17 protein-coding genes are annotated in these 21,487 nt (G+C 60.5%); 9 read left to right on the forward strand and 8 right to left on the reverse strand.

Annotation, left to right across the window (positions count from 1 at the left end):
* Positions 1 to 65 precede the first annotated feature (65 nt).
* On the reverse strand, positions 66 to 1,403 hold the full coding sequence (locus WKF55_00720) for a DUF1343 domain-containing protein (protein ID MEJ7758089.1): 1,338 nt from the start codon (positions 1,401 to 1,403) through the stop codon (positions 66 to 68).
* Positions 1,404 to 1,496: 93 nt separating this feature from the next.
* Between WKF55_00720 and WKF55_00725 the strand changes: the two genes are divergently transcribed.
* From WKF55_00725 to WKF55_00740, 4 genes are all read left to right on the forward strand, one after another.
* The gene (locus tag WKF55_00725; GenBank protein ID MEJ7758090.1) at positions 1,497 to 2,183 is read left to right on the forward strand and encodes a CatA-like O-acetyltransferase; all 687 of its coding nucleotides are present in this window, start codon (positions 1,497 to 1,499) and stop codon (positions 2,181 to 2,183) included.
* 54 nt (positions 2,184 to 2,237) lie between these two features.
* Positions 2,238 to 3,008 (forward strand): M90 family metallopeptidase, encoded by a 771-nt coding sequence (locus WKF55_00730; protein MEJ7758091.1) that lies wholly within the window; start codon positions 2,238 to 2,240, stop codon positions 3,006 to 3,008.
* Between the two features lie 66 nt (positions 3,009 to 3,074).
* On the forward strand, positions 3,075 to 4,559 hold the full coding sequence (locus tag WKF55_00735; protein MEJ7758092.1) for an MBL fold metallo-hydrolase: 1,485 nt from the start codon (positions 3,075 to 3,077) through the stop codon (positions 4,557 to 4,559).
* 39 nt (positions 4,560 to 4,598) lie between these two features.
* Entirely contained in the window at positions 4,599 to 7,211 is a 2,613-nt protein-coding gene (locus WKF55_00740) for a protein kinase (GenBank protein MEJ7758093.1), read from the forward strand.
* 45 nt (positions 7,212 to 7,256) lie between these two features.
* On the opposite strand, the gene WKF55_00745 is transcribed toward WKF55_00740, so the two are convergent.
* A complete protein-coding gene (locus tag WKF55_00745; protein ID MEJ7758094.1) occupies positions 7,257 to 8,714 on the reverse strand; it encodes a M20/M25/M40 family metallo-hydrolase in 1,458 nt (485 codons plus the stop codon).
* A 159-nt stretch (positions 8,715 to 8,873) separates the two neighbouring features.
* On the opposite strand from WKF55_00745, the gene solA reads away from it, so the two are divergent.
* Complete coding sequence (gene solA, locus WKF55_00750; protein ID MEJ7758095.1) at positions 8,874 to 10,013, forward strand: N-methyl-L-tryptophan oxidase; 1,140 nt, start codon at positions 8,874 to 8,876, stop codon at positions 10,011 to 10,013.
* Here solA and WKF55_00755 read toward each other — a convergent pair.
* Genes WKF55_00755 through WKF55_00765 form a run of 3 tightly spaced genes read right to left on the reverse strand, consistent with a single transcriptional unit; the run spans position 9,982 to position 13,291 of the window.
* The gene (locus WKF55_00755; GenBank protein ID MEJ7758096.1) at positions 9,982 to 10,398 is read right to left on the reverse strand and encodes a hypothetical protein; all 417 of its coding nucleotides are present in this window, start codon (positions 10,396 to 10,398) and stop codon (positions 9,982 to 9,984) included. The genes solA and WKF55_00755 overlap by 32 nt on opposite strands.
* The gene (locus WKF55_00760) at positions 10,398 to 10,988 is read right to left on the reverse strand and encodes a YggT family protein (GenBank protein MEJ7758097.1); all 591 of its coding nucleotides are present in this window, start codon (positions 10,986 to 10,988) and stop codon (positions 10,398 to 10,400) included. Before WKF55_00760 ends, WKF55_00755 begins: the two co-directional genes overlap by 1 nt.
* Entirely contained in the window at positions 10,988 to 13,291 is a 2,304-nt protein-coding gene (locus WKF55_00765; protein MEJ7758098.1) for a prolyl oligopeptidase family serine peptidase, read from the reverse strand. The genes WKF55_00760 and WKF55_00765 overlap by 1 nt, the downstream gene beginning before the upstream one ends.
* A 197-nt stretch (positions 13,292 to 13,488) precedes the next feature.
* On the opposite strand from WKF55_00765, the gene WKF55_00770 reads away from it, so the two are divergent.
* Together WKF55_00770 and WKF55_00775 are read left to right on the forward strand one after the other, a co-directional pair.
* On the forward strand, positions 13,489 to 13,983 hold the full coding sequence (locus WKF55_00770) for an EVE domain-containing protein (protein ID MEJ7758099.1): 495 nt from the start codon (positions 13,489 to 13,491) through the stop codon (positions 13,981 to 13,983).
* A 24-nt stretch (positions 13,984 to 14,007) separates the two neighbouring features.
* Positions 14,008 to 15,333, forward strand: a complete 1,326-nt coding sequence (locus WKF55_00775) for a citrate synthase (GenBank protein ID MEJ7758100.1) — start codon at positions 14,008 to 14,010, stop codon at positions 15,331 to 15,333.
* Positions 15,334 to 15,424: 91 nt separating this feature from the next.
* Here WKF55_00775 and WKF55_00780 read toward each other — a convergent pair whose 3' ends face one another.
* Both WKF55_00780 and WKF55_00785 read right to left on the reverse strand, forming a co-directional pair.
* The gene (locus tag WKF55_00780; protein ID MEJ7758101.1) at positions 15,425 to 18,067 is read right to left on the reverse strand and encodes a protein kinase; all 2,643 of its coding nucleotides are present in this window, start codon (positions 18,065 to 18,067) and stop codon (positions 15,425 to 15,427) included.
* Complete coding sequence (locus tag WKF55_00785; GenBank protein ID MEJ7758102.1) at positions 18,068 to 18,640, reverse strand: ECF-type sigma factor; 573 nt, start codon at positions 18,638 to 18,640, stop codon at positions 18,068 to 18,070.
* A 501-nt stretch (positions 18,641 to 19,141) separates the two neighbouring features.
* Between WKF55_00785 and WKF55_00790 the strand changes: the two genes are divergently transcribed.
* Both WKF55_00790 and WKF55_00795 read left to right on the forward strand, forming a co-directional pair.
* Positions 19,142 to 19,594, forward strand: coding sequence for a plastocyanin/azurin family copper-binding protein (locus WKF55_00790; protein ID MEJ7758103.1), 453 nt, complete (start codon positions 19,142 to 19,144; stop codon positions 19,592 to 19,594).
* 155 nt (positions 19,595 to 19,749) lie between these two features.
* Positions 19,750 to 21,060, forward strand: coding sequence for a multicopper oxidase domain-containing protein (locus tag WKF55_00795; GenBank protein MEJ7758104.1), 1,311 nt, complete (start codon positions 19,750 to 19,752; stop codon positions 21,058 to 21,060).
* Between the two features lie 19 nt (positions 21,061 to 21,079).
* On the opposite strand, the gene WKF55_00800 is transcribed toward WKF55_00795, so the two are convergent.
* On the reverse strand, positions 21,080 to 21,472 hold the full coding sequence (locus WKF55_00800) for a plastocyanin/azurin family copper-binding protein (GenBank protein ID MEJ7758105.1): 393 nt from the start codon (positions 21,470 to 21,472) through the stop codon (positions 21,080 to 21,082).
* Positions 21,473 to 21,487: the final 15 nt, after the last annotated feature.

Genomic DNA, 21,487 nt, shown 5'->3' on the forward strand with positions numbered 1-21,487 from the left:
CTTTCCCGGTTTGCAGTTGGTGCCGGCGCGCTCGTGCCAATGCTTACCGGAGCCCCGACGTTGGTCTACCGCGGATAAAGTCGATAGGGCGCCACCGCCGCCGCAAATTGCGCCGACTCGTGCCTCCACTGAGCGAGCACATCGGCGACATTCCCCCGTTCCACTGCCTCGCGCAGCGAGCGTGATCCCGAGATCTCTTCGATCCCCCGTCCCTGCCAGCGAAACTCGCGTGGATGCCGCCGGTAGATCTCCTGCAGCAGATACGCGCCTGCATCAATCACCCGAACGCTGTCCCGGCTGGTCACTCTCACGCTGACCATCGGAATGCTTTTCCCACCGAACTCCTCACCGGGTGCAATCCGGCGGGAAGTCGCGGCGAATCGCACACCCGGCAGGCGTCTGGCATTCATCGCCCGCGCAATTTCGTCCGCATCGCTCAGCCAGCTCGCGCCCACCAGTCTGAACGGTGCGTTTGTTCCACGGCCTTCGCTCACGTTGGTGGCTTCGAACAATCCAGTGCCATTGTAAAGCAGCGCCGCCTCCACGTCCGGAATATTTGGCGATGGCCCCACCCAGGACAGTCCGGTTTCATCCCACCACATCGATGCCCTGTAACCCTTCATCGGGACAACGGTGATGTTGGCGTCGATCTGCTTCGTACCGGCGAGATACAAAGCGAGCTCGCCCGGTGTGAGTCCGTATCGCGGCATGACGTTATGAAGCCCCGTGAACGACCGATACCGGCGCTCGATGAATCCTCCTTCGATCAGATCACCACGAATGGGATTCGGCCGGTCGAGCACAATCAGCCTCTTGCCCGCTTTCTTCGCCGCCTCGGCGGCAAGGGTCATCGTCCACACGTACGTGTACATCCGCGCACCGACATCCTGGATGTCATAAACCAGGACATCCACCCCGGCGAGCATCCGGGCTGTCGGAACCCGGCTCGCGCCATACAGGGAATGAATGGGCACTCCAGTGGCCTTGTCCACACTCGACGATATCCGTTTGCCGCCTTCCGCGGCGCCGCGGATACCGTGCTCAGGCGCGAACAGGGCGGTCAGACGCACACCGGGGGCATTGGCAAGAACGTCGATCGAGGCACGGCCACGTTCGTCCCGGCCGGTATGGTTGGTGATCAGCCCGACGCGCTTCCCGCGCACGAGATGAAGCGAGTCTTCAAGCAACACCGTAATGCCAAGTGAGACTCGCTGTGCGTTCGAACGCGCGTCACCGGTACTGGTGGCGAACATACCCGATTGAGTCGCCTGACCCGAAACTGTTCGATTGGTGCCCGGCGAAGCTTCGTGTGCAACGCCCTGAGATCCTGCAGTGTCAGGATGTGCCTGCTCGCAGGAAATCAGAAGTGCGACGATAGAGGTGCGAATATTGAGAAGCATCATGTACCATTTTCGGGGACATCGGGCGATACTGAGCATAGTCTAACGTGCAAATACACTCTGGCGGCTTCCGGTTTCCCTCAACGAATTGCTGAGATGACTGAAAACCCTGCTGACGCCGTGCGATCACCTGGTCATTTTATTGACATTGCCGGATGGAAGCGCCGCGAACACTTCGCGTTGTATCGCACCTTCTCGAGCCCTTTCTTCGGCGTGTCCGTGGAGCTCGACGTGACGCCGCTTCGCGAGCGATGCAACAGGCCCGATGGGCCGCTGTTTTCCCTTTCCGCAATTTTTCTCGCCCTCAGGTGCGCGAATGAAACCGAAGCGTTTCGGAGGCGCATCCGCGGCGACGGGGTGTGGGTGCACGACCAGATCGCAATTTCGCCGACTGTCCTTCGGAGCGACGAAACATTTGCATTTGCGCGTCTCGACCCGGCCGATAGTTTCGCCGATTTCCTCCGTCTGAATTCCGTCGAGCTCAGGCGCGCACGGCAGCCGGGTGCGCTTGTGGCCGGGCATTCTGACGACGACGTCATTTATCATTCGACGCTGCCGTGGGTTCGTTTCACCGGCGTTTCCAATGCGATGCCGGGTGGCGACGATTCAATACCCCGCATTGTTTTCGGGAAGTGTTCAAAGGTCGGGGAAGGCTGGCGTCTTCCCGTAGGAGTCGAAGTGCATCATGCAGTGGCGGATGGGATCGACGTCGGCCGCTACCTTGAAAGGCTCGAGCGAAGCTTGATGGCCGGCGACGATCCCGTCGGTGGCGGCCCGGCCTGATGCAGGGCGAGAGAATGCGTATCTGACCTTCCCTTTCAAACGGAGCGGTAAAGAGTGATACCCACCAGACGCCGCAAGCGCGAGCGGCTTCGAGCAAAGCCATTTGATCCCGAGTGGCGTCGGATTATCGAGACCAATGTTCCGATGTATTCGCGATTGCCCGATGACGACAAGACGGAGCTGCTGGGCCACGTACAGGTCTTCATCGCCGAGAAACTCTGGGAAGGGTGTGGCGGACTCGAGCTGACGGACGAGATCCGGGTGACCATTGCCGCGCAGGCCTGCATCCTCCTGCTGCATCGCGACACCGATTACTACCCAAAGGTCAAGGTGATTCTGGTGTATCCCAGCATCTATGTGGAGGAGGGTGAGCGGAACGTCGGAGGCGGAATCTGGGAGGCAGGCGAGCAACACCGGCTGGGGCACACCCAGCAGCAGCTCGGCGCAATCGTGCTTGCGTGGGATGCGGCACTGCACGGGTCGCGGGTGTACGACGACGGACACAACCTGGTCCTTCACGAATTTGCCCATCAACTGGACTTCGAGGGTATGGGGACGGATGGAACACCACTGCTCGACACGAGGCAGCAGTATCTCTCCTGGGCCCGGGTGCTTGGCGCCGAATACGAACAACTGCGCAAGCTCGATGACGCCGGGGAGCTGTCAATACTGAACGCCTACGGCGCCACTAATCCAGCAGAATTTTTCGCGGTCGTGACGGAGTTCTTTTTCGAGCGACCCGCCGAGCTTCTGGCGAAGCATCAGGCGCTCTACGAGGAGCTGAAAGGATTCTACAGACAGGATCCTGCGGAGCTTTCTATCTAGCGCGGTGCATTGCCGGTTTCTCCATCATTCCGTAACGTCACTCACAACCCGATCTGGAGTTCTGCAATGCCGGCTGGCCGCTATCATCGACTGCTGATGTGGACAATCACCGCAATGGCCGCTGCGTCATCCGTCTCCGCTCAGAGACCTGGCCGGCCGTTGCTCGACGACGTAGCGCGCGCCATCGGCGGGGCTGAGCGGATTCTCGCCGTTCGTACCTTGATGCTCGAAGGAACTGGCGAGATGTACAACCTTGGCCAGGGGATGTCGCCTGCCGCGCCGTTGCCCGTCTATGCGGTCACCGGATACCGACGGTCGTTCGATTTCGCAAACCGGAGGTGGCGTCAGGAACTCACCCGCCAGCCGCGGTTCATTACTGGCAATGCGTCGCCACAACCGCTGAAGTCGGCTTGGGACGGCGTCGCATTCGACATTGGCGCCGACGGGATTTCACGACGATCTGCCGGCCGCGCTGATATCGACCGCGCATATGAACTCGCCTATCACCCGATCGGATTCATTCAGATGGCATTGGCGGCGGGCACGCAACTCACCGAAGCGGCACAAGCGGGCGGATTGCGTCACGTTCGCATGAATGCCGGAGGGAGCAGGTACTCTCTCTTCGTCGACCCGCGGACCAAGCTGCCAGTGCGCATCGAAAAAAATGTCTATCATCCAATGCTCGGCGACGTGATAATGGCAACAAGTTTTGCGGACTGGCACGACGCGGGAGGTATAAGGGTTCCCATGCGAATTACTCAGCGGCTCGCGGGGCGCTGGCCGCTAATGGACACGCGGGTCGCCACTGCGCGAATCAACACGGAAGTTGGCGACCTCGCTGCACCCGCGGCGTTACGTGGGGCGGCGCCTGTTCCCGGGACGGTCACCGTCACTGCCGATGAGGTCGCCCCCGGGGTCTGGCATCTGGCCGGCCAGACACACCACAGCGTGGCGATCGAGATGCAGAACGAAATTCTGCTCGTTGAAGCGCCGCTCAACGATGCGCGCACGCTCGCGGTGATCAAGCGCGCTCGCGCGCTACGCCCCGGCAAGCCGTTGCGAAGAGTGATCGACACGCATCATCACTTCGACCATGCAGGGGGATTGAGAGCGGCAATCTCGGAGGGTCTCACGATTGTGACGCATTCGGGAAACGCAGCATTCGTGAATGATCTCGCTAGGCAGCGACACTCCATTGTTGGCGACGCGCTGTCGAGTGATCCCAAGCGTGCACGGGTGGAGATTGTCGGAGCGAAGCGGGTGATAAGCGACGGCAACCGGAGCGTAGAACTGCACCATCTCCGCGGCAATCCGCACTCGGCGACGATGCTCATCGTCTACCTGCCGGCGGAGAAGATCCTTATTCAGGCGGACGCCTACAATCCCCCTGCCGCGGGCGCGGCGGTCGCGCCGTCTTATCCTTTCGCACCGAACCTCGTCGACAACATCGACCGGCTGCGGCTCGTCGTTGACAGAATCGTCCCCATTCATGGGCCTGTCATTCCGATTGCACAGCTGCGTTCCATCGCTGAGGCGAACAGCAAGCGCTGATAACGTGACTGGCTTCCGGAGGCTCAACGATTGACTGACGTGCTGACCCGTCTGGGGCTCGCACTTGCGGACCGTTACCGTGTGATGCGCGAGACAGGCGCAGGCGGAATGGCGACTGTTTATCTGGCGCACGACCTTCGGCACGAACGCGACGTCGCGATAAAAGTCCTTCATCCGGATCTCGCGGCCGCACTTGGGGCCGAGCGCTTTCTTGCCGAGATCAAGACAACTGCCCGGCTTCAGCATCCACACATTCTGCCGCTGCTCGACTCGGGTGATGCCGACGGCTTGCTCTTCTACGTCATGCCCTATGTAGCGGGTGAATCGCTACGCCGGCGTCTGGAACGCGAGACTCAACTGGCTGTCGATGACGCCGTCCGTATCGGCCGCGAGGTAGCGAGCGCTCTGGAATCCGCCCACCGCCAGGGCGTGGTTCACCGTGACATCAAGCCCGAGAATATTCTGCTGCACGAAGATCAGGCGCTCGTGGCCGACTTCGGTATTGCGCTCGCGGTCAGCGCTGCTGGCGGCTCGCGGATGACGCAGACCGGGCTTTCGCTCGGAACTCCGGCGTACATGGCGCCGGAGCAGGCGATGGGAGAACGAGCGATCGATGGCCGCGCCGACATCTATGCGCTCGGCGCGGTGATGTACGAAATGCTCGTGGGGGAAGCTCCGTTCACCGGTCCGACAGTGCAGGCGATCGTCGCGCGCGTCATGACAGAGCAGCCTCGCGCGCTCACCGGCCAGCGGCGGTCGATCCCCGCGAACGTAAACGCCGCAGTACTGAAGGCGCTCGAAAAACTTCCTGCCGATCGTTTCACTTCAGCGGCGCAATTCAGCAACGCGCTGGTGACGCCGGGATTCGGCCTCGCGGCAGGTGAGACCGACAATCAAGCATCGGAATCGCGCGCTCGGCACTTGCTTCGACGGCCCTCGCTGGCATGGGGAGTGACGGCGGCAGCCATACTCGTCGCTGCGATGATGGCGGTGCGATCTGCAACGAATCGGGAGCTACCAGTAGTCGCAAGCTTGTCGGTAGAGCTGCCGCCCGGCATGCGGCTCAACGATTTCACTGTTGGAGTGGTGCAGCTTAATGCGGATGCCTCGGTGCTGGCGATCGAAGTCATATCGGGCGGCATCAACAAGCTGGTATTTCGTCGTCTGGACCGGGACTCGGTTCACGATGTTGCGGGTTCGCAAAACGTCAGCGGGCAAGCCGCGTTTTCGCCGGATGGTCGATGGATCGCGTTCTTTGCCGATGGGATGATCAGGAAGACGCCAGTGAATGGCGGAGCTTCGAGCGTTCTTGCGCCTGCGGCATGGGGACAGGTGGCGTGGATTGGAAATGACGCCGTCGTTTACACCCGGAACTACAATACCGGGCTCCACCGGATTTCCGCTGAAGGACGGGACAGCGCGATCCTGACGACTCCTGATCGCAAACGTGGCGAGCTCGGGCACTGGTGGCCGCAGGTGCTGCCGGATGGAAAGCACGTCCTTTTCACGACTTACCTCTCTCCCCCCGACAAATCCCGTATTGAAACGCTGTCGCTGGAAACGGGAAAACGGACGACGGTGCTCGAAGGTGCGTACCACGGCCAGTACACGAGTGGCCACCTCCTCTTCGCAAGAGGAGGCATCATGATGACCGTGCCGTTCGATGCAGGAGCGAGGCGCGTGATCGGATCTCCGGTACAGGTCGATCTGGACATACTTACCGACCCCTCCAATGGCTGGGCGGCGTCCTCGGTGGCGAATAACGGAACGCTGGCTTACGTGCGAGGAGGATCGAAGCGGAGTGAGCTGGTATGGAGAGATCAGCGTGGCAACGAAGAGCCCGCGATGGATTCCGCTGGCAGGTACACCGCCGCCGCTCCGTCTCCGGACGGTCGGAGCCTCGCCGTCATACGAGATGGAGACGTCTGGATTTTCAATCGGGACAGGCGGATTTTCACGAGGCTTACACGAACAGATCAAAAGGAGACCAACGTGATGTGGACCGCCGACAGCAGGGAGGTGGTGTACAACCGCGATGTCCCGCAGTACGACCTCTTCAAGCGCGTCGCCGACGCCAGCCAGCCCGAGCAACTGGTGCTGACTTCGCCTGTCGACAAGGAAGGAAGCTCAACCTCGCCGGCCGGCCGGCTCATTCTTTACGACGACGTAGAGGGTGGCAGTGAGGATATCTGGGTCGCCTCGCTTGATTTGCGCAGTGGCAAGCGCCCCGAGCTGGTTGTTGGCGGGCTGGGAAGCCAGGAAGACGGCAGATTCTCGCCAGGCGGCAACTGGATCTCGTACACCTCGAACGAATCCGGCCGAAGCGAAATTTATATGATGCCGTACCCTGCGGGCCGCGGACCCCGGCGGATCCAGGTATCAGTCGACGGCGGTGCGGCCTCGGAATGGTCGCGCGACGGGCGGACCATCTACTACGAGTGGGCCGGCCGAATCATCCGCGTCCCTGTGAATCCCGATGCGGGTACCGTCGGCCAGCCGGAAGCACTGCCGGCGATAGACCGGATGCGTGGCTGGACGCTCGCGCCCGACGGTCGCCTGCTGGTCGGAAAAATTCCCGCAAACGACGCGGCCGGCTCGGTCAAAATCGTGCTCAACTGGGCATCGACGTTGAAGTCCCGCACAATCCAATAACCGGGTTTATATGGGTTCCCATGTACTTTGCCGGTGTAGGGCAATCTACGGCTTGACGCCCCTCGCGATCCGATAAAGCAGAATCGCTGCACGCTTGGTTTGTGAAGGGAATTTCCGAAGATCAGCAGTCTCCTTATCCGTATGACCGTCCCACCCCGAGAGCCCGATCCCATCGATCGCTGACGAAATATGAGCAGCGGTGAATGACACATCTGCCGCTCCTGCCCGCATAGGATTTACCGCAACCACCGGCCCGAACCCCAGCTCACGGCTCGCCGCATCGTACATCGCCAGCAGCCGCCGGTTACCGTCAGTCGGCGCGAGCGGCGGATAGCCATCGTCAAACATTATCTCCGAGCGGGTCTGCGGCAGCGGCTGAGCAACAATCGCCCGCATCGTTGCCTTCACACTCGCGAGCTGCTGCGGCGAAATTGTCCGGATATCGCCGGTGACATGCATCGTCTTCGCGACAATGTTGCTCTTCCCGTGCGCGGTACCGCCCGGCTCGGTCGTATCCATCCGGATATCCGAGCCGCCAACCGCGAAACCGGGATTGAAAGTCAGGAACTCCTGCGCACTCAACTGCTCGCGGAACTGCTGCAGAACGCGCGCGGTCTCGAAGATCGCGCCGGCACCGATGTCGGCGCGGAAGATCTGTGAAGAGTGAGCTGGAGTACCCGTAGACTTGAGGACCCACGAACCCGAGCCGCGGCGCGAGACCACTGCCGTGCGCGGGTCGCCCGACCCATCCTCGAATCCGATCGCAAACTGAGAACGCTTCGACTCCTCGATGAGCGCCGCACGGGCCAGACTTACCGGATCCCCGGAATCTTCCTCATCTCCCATGAACACTGCGGTAATACTCATCGCCTGGAGTGCGCCGGCAGCGCGAAGCGCCTTAAGCGCCTGAACGATGATCACGTCGCCACCTTTCATGTCGATGATGCCTGGCCCGCGCGCCGTCGTATCACTCAGACGCTCGAACTTCTGGAACGGGCTGCTTGGCTCGAACACGGTGTCGAGGTGACCGATGAGAAGAATTCGCGGCCCAACGCCGGTCCGCTCCGCAACAAGATGCCCGGCCCGGCCGAATGGAGCACCATCAACCCAGCGTGCAGTGAAGCCGAGCGCCTCGAACTGAGCGCTGAGCACTTTGCCGACCTCGCGCACGCCCGCAAAATTCATCGTGCCGCTGTTGATGTTCACGAGTCGCTCGAGGAGCGCCAGACCTTCGGCATTACGCGTATCGACCGCTGCAGCGATGGCGCGCTCGATGGGACTCAACGGAACTACAGCAGACCCGGCGCCGGATTGACCATCAGCCACGCCTGTTGCCGAAACCGGACTGCTCCCGGCAGTGGAGGATGTCGTCGTGCCGGGAGTTGGACTCGCACCGCCGGCCGTTGGCCGCAGCACGGGGCGTGGCGCGCAGCCAGCCGCAATCGCGAGACACACAAGCGCTGCGAGTGTGAATCGGTGGGGAAGAACCTGAATCATGTCCATTGCAGTCAGCGGGTCTGTGATGTAATTGTGTCCGGACCTCTACGTTATCTCCGGCGACAGGGCGATGCAAAGACCACATCTGGCAGGCACCTTTCTGGGCGGTTGTCTTTTTTCAGGGCGCGCGGCGGGTCGGGCAGCCGGAGAGGCGGTTCGCTGACGATGAAATACGATGCGATCGTCGCCGGGCTCGGCGCTATGGGGAGTGCCACTGCCGCGCGTCTCGCGCTGGGCGGACAGCGGGTACTGGGCCTCGACCGATGGAGTCCCGGACACCCATTTGGATCGTCGCACGGAGACAGCCGCATAATCCGCGAGATGTACTTCGAGCATCCCATGTACGTGCCGCTCCTGCAGCGCGCGTACGAGCTCTGGGAGGACATGAGCGTGCGCGCCGGCGTGCCCCTCCTGCATCTGATCGGTGGCCTGATGGTCGGCAGGCACGATGGGACGCTGATCCCCGGCGTACTGAGGAGCGCCAAAGAGCATGGGCTCCCATATATATTGCTCACACCGCCTGAGGTCGCGATGCGATTTCCTGCGTTTGGGTTGCGCGACGATCTCAGCGCAGTGGTCGACCCGCGCGCAGGATACCTCAATCCTGAAGTGTGCAACGCAGCGCATCTTGCGGTCGCATCAAAAAACGGGGCGGACCTCAGATTTGAGGAGCCGGTGTTGTCGTGGGAGTCTTCCGACCGCGGGGTGACAGTAACTACGCCCAAGGGCAGGCATACAGCGAGTCGGATGGTGCTTGCGATGGGCGCTCGCATCGGCGGGTGCCTGAACGACTTGATGCTTCCGTTAGAAGTCGAGCGCCAGGCGGTATTCTGGCTCGAGCCGAAGCCACAGGTCGGTGCCTACGAGGAATCGGCGTTCCCGGTGTGGGCATACGAGTACGAGCCGCGGAAGGTATGCTACGGATTCCCGCGACTTCCGCGTGGCGTAAAGGCAAGCGTAATGCACAGCGGCGAGATCGTTGCCAACCCCGAGAGCGTCGAGCGGAGTGTCATGGACGTCGAAGTCGAGCCGCTGCTCAGCGCACTCGGCGGAATTCTTCCTGGACTCGCAGATGGGCGGGTCGTGGAGCGGGATGTATGTCTCTTCACAAACACCCCCGACAGGGACTTCATAATCGACTTCCATCCAGGCCATCCGCGTGTGCTCGTGTCGAGCGCGTGTTCCGGGCACGGCTTCAAATTTGCGAGCGTCATCGGAGAAATTCAGGCGAGCCTCGTGATGCACGGCGGCTCGCAGTTCGACCTTTCTCCGTTCAGAATCGATCGGGCAGGTTTGCAGGCCTAGATTCTGTAATCTCGGCCCTCCCGGTAGCCTGGGCGCGCGCCTCGACCTTTGCGACCAGAGCAACCAGTCGCTTCCGCTCGAGAGGGAGCTCTAGACTCGCCAGGATCGCCCGCTGAACAGGAAAGGGCAGCGGAGTGGGTTTCGTCTCGTCCCGATGATACGCGACCAGTGCTCCACCCAGTGCCAGCGGAATACGGAAACTCGTGCCATCACTGAAGAGCTCGGCGCGATCCACAATTGCGACTAGCGGCCGACGACCGCCTAGTGCCACGATCGCTTCTGAAATGTCACTGGCAATGGTGACCCTGTGCTCCGCGGCAGCAAGGGTCTGAACGACTCCCTCGATCAGCGTCGGGTCTGATCCCACAACGAGTATTTCTGTCACTAAATCAATCGCAGCACTGCGCTCTGTAGTAAACCAAGGAGGAAATATGCGACGATCGGTGTGATATCGATCGGACCAAGTGTTGGAATGACCTGGCGTAACGGCCGAAGAACAGGCTCACTGACAACATGCGCCCAGCGGATCCACGGCGAGTGCGGTGATATGGGCAGCCACGTGCTGATCACGCGCACGAGAATCGCCATGCGGAGAAAAGCAAACGTCCAGGCAACCAGCAGCCGGAATATTCCGCGCGGGCCCGCCTGAACGGAAGCCGCGATGCCATAGACCTGGCCGGCGATGAAATCCAGAACGCTGATGAGAAGTATGCCACCTACCACCGCGCCTGCCAGTGCCCAAAGTGGCGCGCTTGCCGGGTTGCCACCCGCTTTGACGATACGCCGCTCCACCGGCTCGAGAATCGGATCGATCCTCGACCTGGAGAAACGGGCAAGCCCGCCAAAGACATTCACCTTTCGCGTTCGCACCAGCCAGTCGATCACACAGAAACCGGCGAACAGTAAAACTATGGCGACTACTACGAGCCGGACAACACCCAGCACGTCGTTGAACAGCATCGTCGCAGGCTCCACTACTGAAGCGTTACGCGCATATTCAGATTCTGCACCAGGAACGCGAATCTGTCGGCGGCCTCATCGATCCGCTTGGCAGTCGGTTTGCCAGCACCATGCCCGGCCTTGGTATCGATCCGGATGAGTATCGGTGCCGGGCCAGCCTGGGAATTCTGAAGCGTCGCCGCATACTTGAACGAATGCCCGGGAACGACACGGTCGTCGTGATCCGCGGTAAGAACCATCGTCGCCGGATAACGAACGCCCGGCTTGATGTTGTGAAGCGGAGAATAGGCACGCAGAAACGCGAAGTCCGCCGGATTGTCTGCGGAGCCGTAATCCGACGTCCACGCCGCGCCGATGGTGAACTTGTGAAAGCGAAGCATGTCCATCACCCCAACGGCCGGCAGGGCCGCGCCAAACAGCTCAGGGCGTTGATTCACGACGGCTCCCACAAGCAGCCCACCATTCGAGCCCCCGGCAACCGCGAGTTTCGCGGGCGACGTATATCGTTCGTTCACCAGATACTGTGCTGCACCGATGAAATCATCAAAAACGTTCTGCTTCCTGCCCAGCGTCCCTGCTTCATGCCAGTCTTTTCCGTACTCGCCACCTCCGCGGAGATTGGCGACAGCGTAAACGCCGCCCATCTCGAGCCACACCAGGTTGGCAGGAGAAAACGCCGGAGTCTGCGAAATGTTGAATCCGCCATACCCGTAGAGAATGGTGGGGTTAGCACCATTGAGCGTCAGCCCTTTCTTCGACGTTATGAAGATTGGTACCTGCGTTCCGTCCTTGCTCTTGAAAAAAACCTGTTTCGTCTCGAACTGGTTCAGATCCATCGGCAGCGACGCAGTCTTGTAAACCGTGTTGACCCGCCGCTTCAGGTCGTAGCGAAACACCGATGGCGGAGAGAGATAGGACGTGAAGCTGTAAAACATCTCGTCATCCTTCGGTCGGCCGGTGATGCCGCTTACAGAGCCAATTCCCGGCAGCGCAATCTCGCCAATGTACGGGTACCCGGGCGCGCTCCTGCTGGCCCGGTCATCACGCACCACTGCTTCTTCCGGCGCGGGCGGGCGTTGAGCTCCTCTCGAAGATCCGCCGGGAAACGCGCCCTGCCTCGTTCCGCGCCCGCGGCGCAGATCATCCGCGTCAGGCATGCCGTATACGCGAATGCTGGAATGCGCATCCTGAAGGTAGGAAACTACCAGTCTGTTTCCGATTACCTGGACATTCCCCATCGCATCCTTTCCCTCAGGAATAACGGTGAGCCAGCGAGTCGATTGAGCCGCGTTGATATCGATCGAAACGAGCCGCCCCTTTGGCGCACCAAAATCAGTACGAACGAGAAAATTGTCACCCGTGTTGTGAACAAACGCATACTCGGCGTCGAGCTGATCGATGAGACGCACGACCGGTGCGTCAACCTTCGGCTTCTTCGCATTGTCGAGGAACACGTAGTAAAGGCGCGTACGGCGGTCCGAACCCGCGCTCACAGTGATGACAGCGAATGTACCGTCGTCGGTGACAGTTGCATCGAAAAGCCACCCGGGCTGATCAGGACGGTCATAAACAAGCCGGTCGGCCGACTGTGGAGCGCCGAGCCGGTGGTAATAGAGTTTCTGATTCTGATTGACGTTCGTAAGGGTGTTACCGTTTTTTGGCGAATCGTAGCGGGAGTAGAAGAACCCTTTGTTATCCTTGGTCCACGAAAGGCCCGAGAACTTTACCCACTTGAGGGTGTCGGTGAGATCGCGCCCGGTATCTACATTGCGCACCCGGAATTCCTGCCAGTCTGATCCGCTCGCAGATACTCCGTAACCGAGATACCGGCCGTCCGGTGATTCCTGGCTGGTTGAGAGCGCCACCGTTCCATCTGCAGACATGGAGTTGGGGTCAAGCAGCACCCGCGCGGGGCGGCCGTCATCCTTCACGTAGAGAATGCTCTGGCTCAGGAGCCCGCTGTTCTCGTAATAGAACAAGCGGTTGCCTGCCCTCGAGGGCGACGAATATTTGGGATAATTCCAGACCTGCATGAGGCGATTTCTGATTGCCGCGCGCGCCGGGATCCCTGCCAGATACGAAAACGTCACTGCGTTCTGAGCCTGAACCCACGCAGCGGTCTCCGGCGAGTCGGTGTTCTCGAGCCAGCGGTAGGGGTCGGCGATCCGGGAGCCATGATAGTCGTCCGTCTGACTGCCGCGCGCTGTCGCGGGATATCTGACGGCGCCGGGCGGAGTTTGCCCCTCTGCGGCCTGAGCCAGCGAAACAGCCAGGAACGCGATAACGGTCGAAGGACGATAAAAAGACATGTACGCCATTTGTTATGAGTAGCTCAATTTACGGTAAATGAGCGCAATGGTTCCAGCCGGACCGTGCGAGCTCTTTGATTGTGTTCAGCAAGCTTGCAAGAGTTGGCTGCTGCTGTGCGGTGAACCGCAATTCGCGATGGACCAGTCTTGCGGCTGGCAATCCGGCGGTGGAATCGATAACATCGGAACGTGATGCGGAGTGCATGGTGAGTTCAGAGAGAACGAAGCGCCGTTACTGGCTGCTGAAATCCGAGCCGACGTCATTTTCCTTTGACGACCTCGTCAATGCGCCGTTGCAAACCACGGCTTGGGACGGCGTGCGGAATTATCAGGCCCGGAACATGATGCGCGACGGCATGCAGCCGGGCGATCTGGCTTTTTTCTACCATTCGAGCTGCGACCCCACGGGGATTGCCGGGATCGCGGAGGTGGTTCGCGGCGGGTATCCTGATCCAACGGCTTTCGATTCGGATGACTCGCACTACGATCCTAAGAGCAATAAGGAGTCGCCAATATGGTTCGTGGTGGACGTGAAAGCAGTCAAAGCGTTTCCGCGTATCATCACTCTTGCTGAGCTGCGGAGTGTGACGGGGCTGGAGAAGATGGTATTGCTCCAGCGGGGGAGCCGACTTTCGGTTCAGCCCGTGACGGAGGAGGAGTGGACCATAATCACCGATACTTTTTCGCCCGGCTTAGCTTAATTTTGAGCAACACGAGGAGAACGCATGACCGGCACCACCGCTGCACCCCCTGATCCATCAGCCTCGACAGACGCAATCGACGTAACTGACTCGCGCACCGGAAAGACCTACAGTCTTCCGATCGCCGATGGTGCCATTCGCGCCAACGATCTGAAAAAAATCACGACTTCGGATGAAGACGATCCGGGTCTTCTCAGTTATGACCCTGCTTTTCTGAACACCGCGTCATGCCGGAGCTCGATTACCTACATCGATGGGGACAAGGGCATCCTGCGGTACCGCGGCTATCCCATCGAGCAGCTGGCGGAAGGTTCCAGCTTCCTCGAAGTAGCGTGGCTGCTCCGGCACGGTGAGCTGCCCAATCAGACAGAGTACGATGAGTTCGTGCACGAGATCACGTACCACACATACGTGCACGAAAACATGCGGAAATTTCTTGAAGGTTTTCGCTACGACGCTCATCCCATGGCGATGCTGAACAGCTCGGTTGCCGCGCTTGCGTCGTTCTATCCGTCGGCCCGCAACATCATGGACGAGCAGGAGCGGAACATCTCGATGATCCGTCTCCTCGCAAAGGTTCCGACCATCGCTGCCTTCTGCTACCGGCATTTAAAAGGGCTCCCATTCGTTTATCCGGACAACGAGCTGTCTTATGTCGACAATTTCCTGTCGATGGTCGCGCGGATGACAGAGCCGAAGTACGAGGCCAATCCCATTTTCTCGAAGGCGCTCGAGGTACTGTTCATCCTTCACGCCGATCACGAGCAGAACTGCTCGACCAGCGCGGTCCGAGCGGTAGGCTCATCGCATGTCGACCCGTTCTCGGCCATGTCGGCCGGAATAGCGGCGCTCTTCGGCCCGCTGCATGGCGGCGCGAACGAGCAGGTTCTCAGGATGATCGAGGAGATCGGGAATGTGAAAAACATTCCCCAGTTCATCGAGGGCGTAAAAGGTGGCAAGGGCAAGCTGATGGGCTTCGGACATCGCGTTTACAAGAGCTACGACCCGCGGGCAACGATCGTGAAGAAACTGGCGGACGAAGTCTTTGCCGTCGTTGGCGTGGACAAGGATCTCGAGATTGCGCTGGAGCTCGAGCGGATTGCGCTGTCGGACGAATATTTCGTTTCGCGCAAGCTGTATCCGAATGTCGACTTCTACACCGGATTGATTTACCGGTCGATGGCGTTCCCCACGGAATTCTTCACAGTACTGTTTGCGATTGCCCGCACTGCCGGCTGGCTGGCGCAATGGGAAGAGATGCTGCTCGACAAGGAGCAGAAAATCGCCAGGCCACGGCAGATCTACACTGGCTACGACGAACGGCCGTACGAGCGGAACGCTACGTTGTAAACGGGCCGGCGGCGTAATCGGTCAAGCGTGTATCGGGGCGTCCGCGTCAGCTTTCGTGCGGCGGTCAGTAACTTCGCGACGCCTTCGTTCCTTACTCGAGCCGGCGCGTTGGGACATCTCTCTCAACTCGGAGAGCGGCGAGCGATGCGTTCAGACCCAGTCGTCGCACAAGTTGTTCGAAGCGCGGATCGCTGCGCACCGGATCGAATATCGGATCGACGAAGAAAATGCGTGCGCCGCGGTCGCCCTCCACTCGCTCCAGCCAATCAAGAGCCCGCTCCTTCTCCCCCAACGCGATGTGAATGATCGCCGGATCGACCGGCGAGACGTATTCACCTCTCCGCGCTTTTCCTTGGAGCTCGGCAAGTATCCGGCGAGCTTCGGCCTCGTGCCCCGCGAGGCCATACGCATAGCCCAAAAGCCCCGGCCTGTGCAGACCGGTATAATCGCTACCCTTGTGTTCAAGCTCGGTGAGCGCTTCCCGGTAGCGACCCTGGGTCAGGTACACGCGCCCCAGACCCCAATGGGCCAGGAATAAATCCGGCGAAAGCTCCAGTGCCTTGCGGAATTGTGTCTCTGCCTCGCGCTCGCGACGGAGCCAGAGATAGTGGCTTCCCAGATGCGCCGCCTGCACGTACGAGAGTCGGTCGAGTGCAGAAGCCCGCTCAGCCAGTGGCAGTGACTCCTGCAATCTCCCGACCGCCGCAAGGTAGGCGCTATACCGGCCTATTGCCCACATATCGCCAGGACTCAACTCAATGGCCCGCCGGATGTGTTGCTCCGCGCTATTCCAATCCCGATCGTACCACATGTTGACCCAGCTCATCGAGACGTGGGCCTCCGCAAGTGTGCTGTCAAGAGCAAGCGCTTTCGTGGCAGCCACCTTTGCGCGCGCAAAGCGTTCATAAGGGCGCGCTGGACGTGGCGCGATTTCGACATCAGCAAGCCCGGACCAGGCGGCGGCGTATCCCGGGTCGAGTGCCACGGCCTGCCGAAAGAAATTCGTCGCGCGGACCATCGCACCCTCGTTCCGCTGGTTCCAGGAGTAGCGGCCCTTGAGGTAAAGGTCGTGCGCCTCGGAGTTGCGGGTTGAGGGCACGCGCGCGGGCACCGGCTGGTAGAGGCTTATCCGAAGCGCGAGCACGATTGCGCGGCTGATTTCATCCTGAATCAGAAAAATGTCGCTGATTTCCCGGTCGTACGTTTCCGCCCAGACGTGGTACCCACTTGCCGCGTCAGTGAGCTGCGCGGTGACGCGGACATGCGTCCCTTTTTTCTGCACTGTTCCCTGCAGAACGCTTGAGACGCCTAACATTCTTCCAACCTCGCGTAGATCCACGTGCCCGCCCTTGAAATGCGAGGAGGACCTTCGCGCAGCCACGCGTAGTTGCGCCACCTTTGCAAGGTGCGTTGTCAGCTCTTCTGTGATCCCGTCGCTGAAGTACTTCTGTTCGGGATCTTCGGAGAGATTGGTGAAGGGCAGAACGGCGATCGAACTCGTGACCACAGGGCTCACACGCTTTGACGCGCGAAGGCGGGTCATAGCCGACAAAGCCACTGTTGATAGTGTGAGGGTCACGAGCAGGATGGCTATCGCACGAGAAGCGCGGCTCCTGCGCCATCCAGTAAGGGCCGCCCAGCGCTGACGAGCTGCGCGAGCCGGTGCTGGCGCGCGGCCGAGCCGCACTGCGCTGAGCTCGGTTGAAACCTGCTGAGCGGTCGCTGGACGATTTGTCGGCGTTTTACGCAGAAGTGCGAAAAGAATTCCCTCAACGGCGGCCGGGATCTCGTTTCGGAGCCGAGAGGGTCGCTCCGGCTCGCGGTGCATGATCGCGTGGGCCATCGCTACGTCACCGTCACCCTCGAAAGGGCGGTGCCCGGTAATTGTTTCATAGAGTACCACTCCCAGCGCCCACAGATCTGTGCGGCCGTCGATCGGCTGCCCCCTGATCTGCTCCGGCGCCATGTACGCCACCGTGCCGAGCGTTGCGCGCGATGACGTAAGGCTCGCATCCCCTCCCTTTGCCAAGCCGAAATCCAGAAGCTTGACGGTGCCATCGGTCAGCAGCATGACATTTCCGGGCTTCACGTCGCGATGCACGATCCCGGCTTGATGCGCCGCACCAAGCCCATCGGCAATCTGCGTGGCGACCGCCACCGCGTACCCGATTGACAGCGGACCGTCGCGTGCGAGACGCGCTTTCAGGGTTTCGCCGGAATAGAGCGGCATCGCAAAGAACGGCTGGCCGTCCGCACTTTCGCCTACCTCGTAAACGCTGCAGACGTTAGGATGGTCGAGAGCGGCCACCGAGCGTGCCTCGCGGAGAAACCGTTTTTTGCTGGAGTCGTCGAAGCGGTGCCCGGGCAGCGGAAACTTCAACGCGACAGTGCGGTGCAGACGCGTGTCCTCCGCCCTGTACACCACACCCATGCCTCCTGCCTCGAGCGGCTCCAGAATTCGGAAGTGCGCCAGCGTCTTGCCAGTCAGTCCGAACAAATCGCGCGGAGGTGCAGGGGCATCATGCGCGTCCGGCGAGAGAACAAACGCTCCTTCAATGTGGCTCAACTGTTTTTCCGCCTCACTGTCCGCAGCCAGAAGTGAGGCAAGCGATGCGCGCAACTCGGCGTCGCTCCCGTCCAACGCTTCCAGTCGCGCCGCCTGCTCTGAGGAGTTCAACTCTACCAGCTCGTCGAATAGCGAGCAGACGTGCTCCCAGCGCCCGGAGTCGATCATCTACAGCGATGGCTCGGCGCGGAGTTCGAGCGCGAGCCACGCGCGAGCAGACCGCAGCTCCCGCTTAACCGTCGCAAGCGATACCCCTAGGGCCTCTGCCGTCTCTTCGAGGGAAAGTCCGCCGAAGTAACGCTGCTCGAGAATCTGGCTCTGCCGCTGATGCAACATTTCAAGTCGCTGCAACGCTTCATCCAGCTCCATAACCACGTCAAGCTTTGCATCCGGGATTGGAAGGTCCGCCCACTCGAGCGGGATTTGACCGCTGCCGCGCTTCCGGGTCAGACGCGCGCGTGCACGGTCTACCAGCAAATTGCGCATCACCCGCGACGCGAGTGCGAGAAAGTGACTCCGATGCTGCAGGTTCGGATTCCGCGTGTCGGCCAGCTTGAGATATGCTTCGTGTACGAGCTCCGTTGTGTTCAGTGACACGCCGTCGGCCTCGGATCTGAGCCGCTCGTGGGCGAGCTGGCGCAGCCGGTCGTAAAGAATCGGCACGATCTGATCAAGCGCTTTTTCATCGCCCCCGGCCCAGCTGCGAACCAAGCGCGTAATATCGGACGACTCTAATGACATGACTCGTTTTTCTCGAAGCACTGATGGTAAGCCGTTCGGCGCCGGAATCTCGCAATTACTGATAGGAGCAAGATACGAGTGGTTTGCAGCAATCGGGAGAAATGTGTTGCAAGACCGCTTCAAAATCTCGCGATTGGTCTTCTCGCTGCGTGCGATGCCCCTCGACTTCACCGCTGGCCAGTCAGATGCCGTGCGCCTTGTAAACCAATTGTGGGGCAAGGCTGATCGACTCCAATGAGGTTGCATCGCAGGCCCAAGCTGACTCGCTGAGCCGATACAGCGCCGAATCTCGCTATAGAGATGTAAGTACCTAACCCTTCAGCGGGAGACCGGCCTATGCAACCCCTTCGTTTAACGATAGTAATCCTACTTACATGCGCGGTATTTGCCGCTGGATGCGGGACTACAGAACCCGCCCCGGCAGTCCTTACGACGGTCGAGGTAACGCCGGGCCCGGCGTCGCTCTTCACCGCGTCGCCCGGAAATACTGTCTTGCTGACTGTGGTCGCCAAGGATCAGTACGGCACGCCAATCACCAACATCGCCTCGACCAGCTTCTCCAGCCAGAACGGTTCCGTCGCCACGGTTGGCAATGATGGAACCGTATCTGCCGCGGGGGCGGGTGTGGCTCAGGTCACGGCCTCTGTTACGGCAGGAGGAGTCACCAAAAGTGGTGCCACGACCGTGACGGTTAAGGTGGCTCCGACGGCGGCGACGGTCAGGGCACCCGACTTCACCTTTCTGCCGGACATTGTAGACATTAGCGTGGGGGGGAATGTGACATGGACTATAGGGGCCATTCATCACAATGTGACGTTCGACAGCCCGGCTGCCCCTGCCAGCATCGACGAGTTGAGGAACGCCTCCGCCTCCCGGACGTTTCCAGCCAAAGGAATCTTCGACTACGTTTGCGGATTTCACGCGGCGATGACGGGTACCGTGCGCGTGCATTGATGTCTTCCAATCCTGCCGCCGGTCTGAACCGGCGGCGATTTCTGCACGTCGCCGCGGCGGTTGCTGCTTCGGCGGGAAGTAGTATCACTCTGATTAGTTGCGGCGAGCCCGCGCCCGGGCCAGAGCCCGGCCCGGGCAGCCGCTCTGCGCTTCCAGTGCCCGCAACTTTATCGGCTGTTGGAGCCACGCTCATCGCCGGTTCCGGCCTCGCCAGAATTGCCCCGGGGGAGTCGTCGGCTGCCTGGTTATTCAATGGCATGCTGCCCGGACCCACGATTCGGGCGAGGCGTGGCGAACAGGCGCAGATACGTTTGATCAACCAGCTTCCCGAGCCTACCATCGTGCACTGGCACGGGCTTATTGTCCCTGAGGAAGCGGACGGCCATCCCCGCCGTGCGATTCAGGGTGGCGCGACGCTGGACTATCGGTTTCCGGTTGTCCAGCGGGCAGGGACATTCTGGTATCATCCTCATCCACACGGCCGCACTGCGGCGCAGATTCACCGCGGCCTTGCGGGATTCTTCATTATCAGCGACGAGGAGGAGGATTCACTCGGTCTTCCCAAGGGGGAGCGGGAGATTCTGCTTCTGCTCCAGGACAGGGACGGCGATGCGGGCAAGGCATTCGACTACGCGCCTTCAGATACCGACCTGCATGCTGGAATATTGCGTAATGTGGCGTTCGGAAACGGAGCAAGGATGCCGAGCCTGAATGTTATCGGCGGCCGTTATCGCTTTCGCGTGCTTAACGGTTCGCAGGCCCGGGTGTATCGCCTTGGACTTTCCAACGGTGCGCCTTTCTTGGTCATCGGGAACGATGGAGGACTGCTTCCTTCTGTTGCCCAGGTCGACAGCATCTTTCTTGGTGTGGGAGAACGTGTCGATTTCCTGGTCGATTTCGCCTCCGTAAAGGTGGGAAGCCGGCTGATGCTCAAGTCACTGCCGTTCGAAATGGCGACCACGTCCACTGGAAGCTTCACCCAAGGCGCGGAGATGGACCTGCTCGAGCTGTTGCGAACCGAAGGAGGCGGTGGAATCGAGCGGCCGCTTCCTGCGACGCTGTCAAACGTTGCGCCCCTCGCCGCCGCCGTCTCGGACCGGGCGTTTTTGCTCCGGAGTAGCAACCAGAAGGAGATGCACCTGATCAACGGCGTCTCATTCGACATGGACAGAATCGACGAGCGAATCCCTCTCGGGCAGGTCGAGCGATGGATTTTTTTGAATGACAGCCCGCTTCCCCATCCAGTGCACCTGCATGGTACACAGTTTCAGATCGAATCCCGCGTCGGTGGCCGCAACACGGTCTATCCCTATGAACGCGGTTGGAAAGACACCGTATTGCTCATGCCGCTGGAAAAGGTGACGGTTCTGGTGCGCTTCGATCGATACCGCGGGGTGTTCCCCCTGCACTGCCACAACCTCCAGCATGAGGACCTCGGGATGATGTTAAACGTGGACGTGACGTGACGCGCTCGTCGGCGGCCCTCTACTGAACCACGATCTGCCCGACCATTCCCGAATGGAGGGAACAGACGAACTCCCACGTTCCAGCTGCTGAAAAAACACGATCGTTGCTGCCCGATGAGTGATTTGGAATGTCGGTGACACCGGGGGACCGGATTGCACCGAACAGCACATTGTGAAGGATGCCGGAGTTGTTGAGGAAGGTAATCGCAGTCCCGCGGGCGACCGTCAGCGTGGTCGGGCTGAACCTCACGCCAGTCATGCAGATAGTGTTCGCCGGACATTGAACGCTTCCGCCCCCGGGGCTTCCAACGCCCCCGCCCCCATTATCGCCAGTCCTGGGAGCCGTGGAATCCCCACCGCATGCGGCGGCAGAGAACGCGATGACAGCGGTGAGCAACAGAGATTTTCGCACGGCAACTCCAGACAG

It is taken from the genome of Gemmatimonadaceae bacterium (genome assembly GCA_037721215.1).
Lineage (GTDB): Bacteria > Gemmatimonadota > Gemmatimonadetes > Gemmatimonadales > Gemmatimonadaceae > UBA4720.